Genomic DNA, 9598 nt, shown 5'->3' with positions numbered 1-9598 from the left:
AGTCCGATTGTTGCAATATGCATTGTGGACGCTCCTTGCTTTCCCCTGAGGCAACAGCAAACCGATATCACGGTTGCTGTCGCCGATGGGGAGGCGTCCACATCATCACTCCACTAAAGGGTCAGTTCTTCGCGGAAATCAACAGGCTAAGGAACAGTTCACTCCCATCGATACCCCAATTAAGGCGCCGATAACGTGTAGGGGCCCATAAATCACGGCAGTCCCGTAAATGAAAGCGCTTGATCGGAGCGAACCGTAATCGGAAACTATATTCTGAAGAGAGTCAAAACTCGGAGAAATAATCCCGGATGGAGGCCAGAGCCGCCTTTCCCGTGACGGTCAGCAGGTCGGGAGCAGCGTAGGCAACCACCAGGCGCTGGCGGATATTCCCGTCGCTGATCGGCAGGCATACGACCGGTCTGCCGTCGTGGGTCAGGTCGTGGCGCGGCCGGGTAAAGAGCATGGAGACGCCCAGACCGTTGGCGACCATGCCGCGCACCATTTCGACCGATCCCGTGCGCAGCACGATCGTCGGTGCCAACCCCTGCTGCCAGAAAGGAACCATCAGGAAATCACGGCTAAGCGGCAGGTCGACGAGGATGAACGGATGCTGCGCCAGTTCGAAAAGCGAAACCTCCCGCTGCCTTGCCAGAGGATGATCCGGCGGCAGCACGGCATGGGGCGAAAACTCCGCCAGCACGTTGCGTGCGACCTCATTGGGCAGGCCGATGTCATAACTGACCGCCAGATCCACGATGCCGTTTTTCAGCGACTTGGAAAGGGCCTCGAGGTCGTACTCGCATAGATCCACGTGAACATCGGGAAGATCATGCGCCAGCCGGGCGAGTATGCCGGGCACGCAGGTCGGGCCGACGGTGGAAAAATAGCCGAGCAGCAGCACCGGCGCGGATTCGGCCTCGGTATTGGAGGTCAGGTGGTCTAGCCGGTTCAGGATATCCCGCGCTTCCGCAAGCTTGCTCGCGCCGAACGCCGTCAGGCCGAGCCCCCGCGCCTGACGTCGCTCGAACAGGGGTTTGCCGAATTCGGCTTCCAGCTCGCGGATCGCCGCCGAAACCGAAGGCTGAGAGACGTGAAGTACCTGGGCTGCGCGGGTGGCGCTTCCGGCGCGCGCGGCCGCGACGAAATAGCGAAGCTGGCTCAGGGAAATCATTATAGGAATTACCTATAAGCGCTGCTCAGAATCAATTCTTTTTCTTCTTTTAGTTCTCTCTTATCGTTCCTGCAAACATGACCTTCCAAGGAGCCGTGGATGACACCGCCTTGCCTCGATGGCGTTCGCGTTCTGGATCTGACCCGCGTCCTGGCCGGTCCGTATTGTACGGCGTTGCTTGGCGACCTTGGGGCCGAGATCATCAAGGTCGAGACGCCCGGCGGCGACGACTACCGTCACGTGCCGCCTTTCGACGAGGAAACCGGCGGTCTGTTCCTGCTTCTCAACCGCGGCAAGAAAAGCATTTCTCTGGATTTAAGGTCCGAGACCGGGCGACGGATCGTGCGCCGTCTGGCATCGAGCTGCGACGTTGTCGTGGAGAATTTCCGCCCCGGCGTCATGGAACAGATGGGGTTGGGGTATGCCGAGCTTTCGCATGCCAATCAGCGGCTGATCTATGTTTCGATCTCCGGTTTCGGCCAAACCGGCCCGATGGGCAGCCTGCCGGCCTATGACCTCATCATTCAGGCGATGACCGGTTTCATGGATGTTTCGGGCGAGCCTGATGGTCCACCGATGATGACCGGGGAAACCGTCGCCGATCTGACCACGGGCCTGTTTGCTTCATGGTCGGTGCTGGCGGCGCTTCTGTCGCGCGAGCGCAGCGGCAAGGGACAGTTCGTCGACGTGGCAATGTATGACTGCCTGTTCAATTTCCTGCCCGCGGCGCTCACCCAGCATCTCTATGGCGAGACGCCGCCGATGCGCGTCGGCAACCGGCATCAGTTGGGCGCTCCCTTCGGTGTATTCGCCGCCGCGGACGGTTACTTCACCATCGCCGTGCTGAATCCGAAACAATTCGCGAAACTGACGCGTGCGATGGACCGGCCGGAACTGGCTGGGGATCCCCGCTTCTCCGACAATTGCGTGCGCAACGATAATCATGCGCCGCTCAAGGTGTGCATCGAGGCGTGGAGCGGTTCGCTGAGCGTCGCCGAAGTGGTGGCTACCCTGCAACACCATGACGTCCCTTGTTCGCCGATCCTGTCGGTGGCCGAGGCCGGCGAAAGCGCTCAAGTGCGCGAGCGCTCGTTGCTGCGTGTGACCTCGACCGCGGACGGACGCCCAATCAGCGTCATGGCCCAGCCGGTCAAGTTCTCCGGAATGCCAGCCACGTCGCAGCTTGCCCCGCCCGCGCTCGGCGCCGACGGCCATAGCATCCTTGCCGACCTGCTGGACATGGCCCCGGACGAGATCGCCGGGCTGGTGCACCAGGGCGTTTTGCACGGTGCATGACGCCGTTAAGTAAAGGAAACAGCCATGCATGATTGCCTGTTGAGCGAGGAGCAACGGATGATCCGCGACAGCGCCCGCAGCTTCGGGTGCGAGCAACTGGCGCCGCGTGCGGCCGAGCGTGACCGCATCAAGACCTTTCCCCGCGCCGAAATGGCGTCTTTGGGAGAACTGGGGTTCCTTGGAATGCTGGTTTCCGAAGAGTGGGGCGGCGTGGCCGCCGACCATGTCAGCTATGTCCTGGCTGTCGAGGAAATCTCGGCCGCCGATGGCAGCATCGGGGCCATGATGGCACTGCACAACGGCCTCATCACCACGCCCTTGCGGGTCCATGGAACCGAGGCGCAGAAAGAGCGCTATTTGCGCCCGCTGGCCCGAGGCAGCATGAACGGCGCCTTCGGCCTAACCGAACCGGAAGCCGGATCGAACGCCTTCGCCATCCGCACCAAGGCCGTGAAATGCGAGGGCGGCTATCGCATTTCCGGCGCCAAGCAATTCATGTCCAACGGCAAGTCGGCCGATATCGCCATCGTCTTCGCGGCAACCGAAAGCGACGATCCGCGCCGTCGCATCACCGCTTTCCTGGTTCCGCCTACTTCGGAAGGTTATAGCGCCGTGCGCGTGGAGGAAAAGCTCGGCCTCGGCGCGTCGGAAACCTGCCAGGTGCAACTGGACGACGTCTTCGTCCCCGACGACCATGTGCTCGGCACGCCGGGCGGCGGCTATGCTCTGGCGATGAGCACGCTGGAACTCGGCCGGCTCGGCATCGCCGCGCAATCCATCGGCCTCGCCCGCGCCGCGTTCGAGCATGCCCATGCCTACGCGCTCGACCGCCAGACCTTCGGCAAGCCGATCATCGAGCATCAGGCCGTGGGCTTCCGCCTTGCCGAGATGCAGACGCAGGTCGAGGTGGGACGCAGCTGCCTGCATCAGGTCGCCCGCATGCGCGATCTTGGCCAGCCCTGCAAGAGCGAGGCGGCGATGGCCAAGCTGTTCGCCTCGGAAATCGCCGAAAAGGTAGCCTCCGAGGCCATACAGGTGCATGGCGGCTACGGCTATCTCAAGGATTTCGCCGTCGAGCGGATCTATCGCGACGCCCGCATCTGCCGCATCTATGAAGGCACCAGCGACATCCAGAAGATGATCATCGCCGGAGCGCTGGCAAAGCAGAACTGATGGGCGTCCGGGCGCCTGTCGGGCGAAACACGGTCCTCAGTTCATCTGCAGGTAGGCGTCGACGATACGCGGGTCCGCTGCCATCTCGGCGGCGGGACCGTTCATCGTGATGCGCCCCGTTTCCATGACATAGGCCGTATGCGCGTGGCCGAGCGCTTCGCGCGCATTCTGCTCGGCAAGAACGATGGCCATCCCTTCGCGGTTGAGCCGCACCAGCACCTCGAACAGCGATTCGACGACCAGCGGCGCCAGACCGAGGGAAATCTCGTCGGCGAGCAGCAAGGCCGGCCGGCTGATCAGCGCGCGGCCCAGCGCCAGCATCTGCTGTTCGCCGCCGGACATGGTGCCGGCAAGCTGGTCCTTTCGCTGCGCCAGCCTGGGAAAGATGCCGTAGATTTCCTCCACCGCGCCGCGGCGTCGGGTTCTGTCGGCGACCTGGAGGTTTTCCGCGACCGTCAGCGCGGGAAACACACGCCGCCCTTCCGGCACGTAAGCGAGCCCGGCGGCAACGCGCCTGTGCGGCTCCAACCCCAGCAGAGGTGCCCCCTGGAAGGTCACGGACCCCCGCGCCGGGAGCAGCCCGATAAGGGCCTTGATCAGCGTCGATTTGCCGGCGCCGTTCGCGCCCAGAACGGTGACGAATTCACCGCGCCTGACCTGAAGCGACACATGGTGCAAAACTTCGGTCCGGCGGTATCCGGCAGACAGGCCGTTTACATCGAGCAGGAGAGCCGACGTGCTCATGGCTTGTCCTGCCCTTTGCCGGTGGCCGCGGAATTGCCGTGCCGCGTGCCCAGATAGGCATCGATCACGCGCTGGTCGGCGCGGATTTCGTCCGGCGATCCCTCGGCGAGGATCTTGCCGCTTTCCAGCACGATGGCGCGGTCGCAAAGCGACAGTGCGAGGCCGACATAATGTTCGACCAGCAGGACCGATATTCCACGCTTGTGGATGGCCCCGATAAGTTCCTTCAATGGCTGCAACCCGTCGGCGCCGATGCCCGCCGCCGGTTCGTCCATCAGGATCATCTCGGGATTTCCGGCCAATGCCCGCGCGATTTCCATGCGGCGCAGGTGCCCCGGCGAGGCCTCCCTGGCGCTTTCCCCCGCGACTTCGGCAAGTTCGGTGAATCGCAACAGTTCGTCGACCCGTTCCTGCAGCTCCGGTTCTCCCGACCTCGACTTGAAGGGAGCCGCCAGACCCCGAAGCCGCGGCCCTGCCGCCCCGAGCATGACGTTGTCGCGGATGGAAAGGGAACCCACGGTGCGCACGACCTGGAACGTCCGGGCGAGACCGCGGGCGTGGAGCAGATCGGGGCGGAATTTGCGAACGGTTTCGCCATTGACGGCGACGGAGCCCTCGCTTGGCGCGAGCAAGCCGGTGATGACGTTGAAGAGGGTGGATTTGCCCGCTCCGTTCGGCCCGATGACCGAAACGAATTCGCCCGGCATCACAGCCATGTTCACGTTGGAAAGCGCGACCAGCCCGTCGAATCGCTTGGTAACGGCCTTCAGTTCGAGCAAGGGCGCGGTCATGAGCGGGCTCTTTTGCCGGCGAAGACATTGGCCGTCCGGCGCGCGATCAGGCTGTCGTCGCCGATGATGCCTTGCGGGTGGAACCGCAGGACGAGGACCAGCACGGCGCCGAAGATCAGCATCCGGTAGTCCGACGCGAACCGGAACAGTTCGGGGATGACCGTCAGCAGCACCGCGCCGAAGATGGCTCCCCGGATCGTTGCCGAACCGCCGATTAACAACATCGCCAGGAACAGGACCGAATCGTTGAATCCGAAGGTCTGGGGCGACACCGTGCTGAGGAAATAGGCATAGAGGCATCCGGCAAAGCCGGCAAATACCGAACTGATGACGAATATGGTCGATTTGTACCGCGCCACCGGAGCGCCAAGCGATGCCGCAAGGGTTTCGTCCTCGCGGATGGTCTGCAGGATGCCGCCGAACCAGCTGCGGTCGACCAGAAGACTGACGCCCACCGCGCACGACAACAGCAGCAGCGAGCAGACGGCCAGCCCCGGATAGTCCAGTTCGTAGCCGGCGATCGTGGGCAGGGGGATGCCGTAGAGCCCGGTGGCGCCTCCGAAAAACGGCAGGGTCTGGAAGGTCGCGACAACGATGAAATTCAGGCCGAGGGTCGTGATGGCGAAAAAGTCCTGGTGCAGGCGCAGGCTGATGGCGCCGATCAGCGCGCCGGCGATGCCCGACACCAGCCCGGCGGCCAAGAAGCAGAACCAGAACGGCATGCCGTAGGAGGTCGCGAACACGGCGGCGAAATAGGCGCCGATGCCGAAGACTGCGCTCTGGCCGAGATTCGGCTGGCCGGTATAGCCCACCACCATATTGAGGCTGACGGTGACCGTCGACAGGATGGTCACCGTGATCAGCAGGACAAGCAGGTAGCTCATGCGCGCACCACGCGGGACGGGATAAGGCCCTGCGGCCGGACGAGCAATACCAGCACGAGCGCCGCGAAGGCGATCGCGTCACGCGGGACGACGAAGCCGAACTCGGCGACCACGGCCGTCTCCACCAGCCCGATCAGGAAGGCGGCGGCTATGGTGCCGAGCGGGCTGCCGAGGCCGCCGAGGATGATGATGGCGAGCATCTTATAGGCGGGAACGTCGCCCATTGTGGGAATGACGCTGTCATATTTCAGCGCGTAGAGGATGCCCGCCAGGGCGCTCAGCGCATAACCGATGACGAAGACGCCGCCGATGACCTTCCTGCTGTCGATTCCGACCGCGGAAGCGATGTCCCGGTCCTGGGCCACGGCGCGCCAGACCACGCCGTAGCGCGTCCTGGTCAGCACCAGCCAGGTCAGCAACAAAAGCCCGATGCCGATGACGATGATCAGCAGGTTTATGCCCGTAACTTCGGTGCCGGCTATATGCAGGCTCGGGATCGCGATCTGGATGCCGAGGCTTTGCTGCAGGGGGCCGAACACCAGGCGGAACAGTTCATCTGCGCAGATATAGACCCCGATACTGGTTATCAGGGTGACGATCGGCCCCCGATCCAGGATCGGAACATACAGGCTTCGCTGGAAGATCCAGCCAACGGCGCCGGCCAGAACCAGCGCGACGACAACCCCAGGCAGGACACTGCCGCTGGCCTGGAAGACGACGAGCAAGAGGTAGGCGCCCAGCGTCAGCGCCGCGGCGCTGGCGACATCGAGCACGCCCATCAGTCCATAGACCAGCGATGGCCCGATTGCGATCAGCGCATAGAGCGAGCCGACCACGATGCCCTGGATGAGGATGTAGGTCATTGCAATCCGGCCCTGCGGCTCACGGCGTGATGATGGCCGGATCGGATACGACACCGGCGCTGGAGATCTTTCCGTCGTTGAAAACCTGGACCTGGACCGGCTTTATGACTTCGCCCTGGTCGGTGAAACGTTCGATGGTTCCGGTGGCGCCCTTGAAGTCACGCAGGGCGTCGAGCCCGGCCTTGACGTCGGCCGCCGTCGTGCCGTTCTTCCGCATGGAGTCGACCACCAGCATCACGGCGTCGTGCGACGAGGCCGCGACCATGTCGACGGGAAAGTCGTAGGCCTTGGCGAAGTCCGACAGGAACTGCCGGGTTTCCTCGCTCTTGCTGTCCCGGTTGAGGTTGGTGGTGAACATCAGGCCGTCGGCGAGCTTGCCGATCGAGTAGAAGCCGGCGGAATCGATGCCCTCGGTGCTGAACAGCGTCAGCTTTCCGTCCGCCTGCGCCCAGTCGCGCAGGAACTGCTTGCCCTCCGCAACATATTGCACCAGGTAGATGGCATCCGCCCCAGACGCGATCACGCGGCGGATGATTGTGCCGAAATCCTTTTCCCCGAACTGGTTCTTGTCGGTGGAGACGACCGTCATGCCAAGCTTGGGCGCTTCGGCCACGAAACCCTGGACCAGCGCATTGCCGAAATCATTGTCGATAGAAATGACCGCGGGTTTCTTGATCCCCTTGTCCGCGAGGAACTTGGCGCCGGCGCGGCCCTGGACGGTACCGTTGACGTCCTGCAGGAAGATGTAGCTTCCGGCCTTGGGGATACCCGGATTGACCGCGTAGGCCGAAACCAGCACCGTCTTGGCGCGCTGGAAGATCGTCGCGGCGGCCAGTGTCTGGGGACTGTAGGAGCCGCTCACGGCAGCCACGACGCCGTCCTGGGAGGTCAGTTTTGTGGCGATGGTGGCGCCCTGCTTGGGGTCGCTGCCGTCGTCGTAGGGCACCAGCTCAAGCTTGTGCCCGTCGATGCCGTCGGCGTCGTTGACCTGCTTGATCGCCAGCTGCGCGCCGGCCAGCGCGCTGCGCCCGTCCGGCGCGCCAAAGCCTGTCTGCGGCGAGAAGAACCCGATCTTGATTGGCGGCTGATCCGAACCGGCGAACGCAAAGCCTGACAAGGCGGCGTATGCAAGGGCGGCGAGCGCCGCAACCATACCTCTGTTAAGAATTCGGACTTCCATCGAAACCTCCCGCAATGGTTAGAACGTTTTCTTTGGGCAAGAGCCTGGGCCGGCTTCTGAAGCGCGTTGGCCGGGCCTGAGCTTTTCCATTCCTCCACGGCGCCGCCGCGTGGGCACCGGTCGTTAGCAACAGATATATACTTACATATACAAGTTCTCGAAACCGTTCTTGTCAAGCACGATTCGCCTGCCCGAGCGTGATGGAACGCCGTCCGTGCCGTTTACGGGGACTGCATTTCCATGTCCTTCCTCTGTGAGATGCTGGATTGTCGGAAGTCACCTATACTATTTCGTTGAGCCATCAGCCGGCCAACCGTGCCATGCCTGCCGGGTAGGCATCTCGCGCGGCGTCTTGCCGGCCGCGCGATAGGCGGAAGTAACGGTGTTGGCCATCAGCAGCGCGATGGTCATCGGCCCCACGCATGGTTGTCTTCGCGGTCGACATTGGCCGCCGCATGATGGAGTTTCGCGGGATGAGCCTTCAAGGTGGACGACGCACTTTGCTGAGACAGCGGTGCAACCCCATCAGCGGAATGGCTCGGCTCACGTCCCGGCGGGACGCCTCAGGCGTTCAGATTCTGAACGCTATCTAGATTTATGTCGTGGCCCCCTGCACTCGGGTTGAAGAGTTCGCCAGCTCGTTTGAAACCGATCCTTTCGCGGAGCTTGAGACCCCATGTGCGCAGGCTGCTCTCGGTCGAACAGCGTCTCAGGATGACCGCCGCGGCTTCGTAGAGAAGCCCTCGCAGATGACTCCCGCGCCGAAATATATGGCCGTCATAATCAACTTCTCCCGACTGGTATGGCGAGTTGTCAGGCCGATCCAGGCCGCGACAGAGCGGGACGTCTTGAAGTTGTCTGATCCTCATTGGCGATGATGAAAGAGGTCGCGGTGATCACACCGATGCCCGGGATCGACATGAGGGTGCGGAAGGCCTGGCTTTGACGAGCATCCACAATCAGTTGGCGCCCGAGCTCGGCGGCGCGGGTGCGAATGCTGCGCCAAGCCCCTAACATTGTAACACGACAGGAGCAAGCTCGTTCTGATCCATGAGAAGGCTCCGGACATTCTTTTCGAATGTAGTTCCCTTGCCTGCTAGAACGAGCAGGCCGTTTTCATGATCCCTCGGATCTGGTTGGAAAGCTCAACGGTGATCGTTGAAGCCGCGCTTCGCCCATCAATGCGGTTCGTGGTTCCCAAGGGCCCTGGATCTGAGTGACCCAGGAATCGGGATCGGAGATCTCCACATCAAGATCCTGCGAGTGGGCAATGAACCACGAGAAGACAGGGCCGTCAGCCTGGACGTACCAGTAGGTGTCCTCCTCCAGCCGCATGAGATACGGCAAATGGGCTGATATCGCCGAGTTTCTCATCTGGAACCGGTTCATCTACGCGAACGGCCATTGTCGGTCCCCTGCCCTGCTACGTCATGTCGTCAGCCCGGCGTGTGCCGTTGGTGCTTTCGTCGAGCTTAGAACGGAACATAAATAGACCT

Annotated in this window: 9 protein-coding genes and 1 pseudogene; 2 read left to right on the top strand and 8 right to left on the bottom strand. The window is 62.6% G+C overall.

Going from position 1 to position 9598, the window contains the following annotated elements; genetic code table 11:
• Nucleotides 1-283: 283 nt before the first annotated feature.
• The gene (locus QU595_RS29885; protein WP_315928933.1) at nucleotides 284-1171 is read right to left on the bottom strand and encodes a LysR family transcriptional regulator; all 888 of its coding nucleotides are present in this window, start codon (nucleotides 1169-1171) and stop codon (nucleotides 284-286) included.
• A gap of 99 nt (nucleotides 1172-1270) precedes the next feature.
• On the opposite strand from QU595_RS29885, the gene QU595_RS29880 reads away from it, so the two are divergent.
• Together QU595_RS29880 and QU595_RS29875 are read left to right on the top strand one after the other, a co-directional pair.
• On the top strand, nucleotides 1271-2467 hold the full coding sequence (locus tag QU595_RS29880) for a CoA transferase (RefSeq protein ID WP_315928931.1): 1197 nt from the start codon (nucleotides 1271-1273) through the stop codon (nucleotides 2465-2467).
• A gap of 24 nt (nucleotides 2468-2491) precedes the next feature.
• On the top strand, nucleotides 2492-3640 hold the full coding sequence (locus QU595_RS29875) for an acyl-CoA dehydrogenase family protein (RefSeq protein ID WP_315928929.1): 1149 nt from the start codon (nucleotides 2492-2494) through the stop codon (nucleotides 3638-3640).
• Nucleotides 3641-3676: 36 nt separating this feature from the next.
• Here the strand turns inward: QU595_RS29875 and QU595_RS29870 are convergent, their stop codons facing one another.
• The 7 genes and pseudogenes from QU595_RS29870 to QU595_RS29840 form a co-directional block, all read right to left on the bottom strand.
• Nucleotides 3677-4384 (bottom strand): ABC transporter ATP-binding protein, encoded by a 708-nt coding sequence (locus QU595_RS29870; protein WP_315928927.1) that lies wholly within the window; start codon nucleotides 4382-4384, stop codon nucleotides 3677-3679.
• Nucleotides 4381-5175, bottom strand: a complete 795-nt coding sequence (locus QU595_RS29865; RefSeq protein ID WP_315928925.1) for an ABC transporter ATP-binding protein — start codon at nucleotides 5173-5175, stop codon at nucleotides 4381-4383. The genes QU595_RS29870 and QU595_RS29865 overlap by 4 nt, the downstream gene beginning before the upstream one ends.
• Complete coding sequence (locus QU595_RS29860; protein ID WP_315928923.1) at nucleotides 5172-6059, bottom strand: branched-chain amino acid ABC transporter permease; 888 nt, start codon at nucleotides 6057-6059, stop codon at nucleotides 5172-5174. Before QU595_RS29860 ends, QU595_RS29865 begins: the two co-directional genes overlap by 4 nt.
• A complete protein-coding gene (locus QU595_RS29855; protein ID WP_315928921.1) occupies nucleotides 6056-6922 on the bottom strand; it encodes a branched-chain amino acid ABC transporter permease in 867 nt (288 codons plus the stop codon). The genes QU595_RS29860 and QU595_RS29855 overlap by 4 nt, the downstream gene beginning before the upstream one ends.
• 19 nt (nucleotides 6923-6941) lie before the next feature.
• Nucleotides 6942-8102: an ABC transporter substrate-binding protein gene (locus tag QU595_RS29850; RefSeq protein WP_315928919.1), complete on the bottom strand. Its 1161-nt coding sequence runs from the start codon at nucleotides 8100-8102 to the stop codon at nucleotides 6942-6944.
• Nucleotides 8103-8387: 285 nt separating this feature from the next.
• Nucleotides 8388-8513, bottom strand: a complete 126-nt coding sequence (locus QU595_RS29845; RefSeq protein WP_315928937.1) for a hypothetical protein — start codon at nucleotides 8511-8513, stop codon at nucleotides 8388-8390.
• Nucleotides 8514-8665: 152 nt separating this feature from the next.
• Nucleotides 8666-9255 (bottom strand): annotated as a pseudogene (locus QU595_RS29840) (transposase); the annotation flags it as partial.
• Nucleotides 9256-9598 lie beyond the last annotated feature (343 nt).

It is taken from the genome of Mesorhizobium sp. SP-1A (assembly GCF_032460275.1).
Lineage (GTDB): Bacteria > Pseudomonadota > Alphaproteobacteria > Rhizobiales > Rhizobiaceae > Mesorhizobium.
This window is presented reverse-complemented; position numbering and strand designations above follow the sequence as displayed.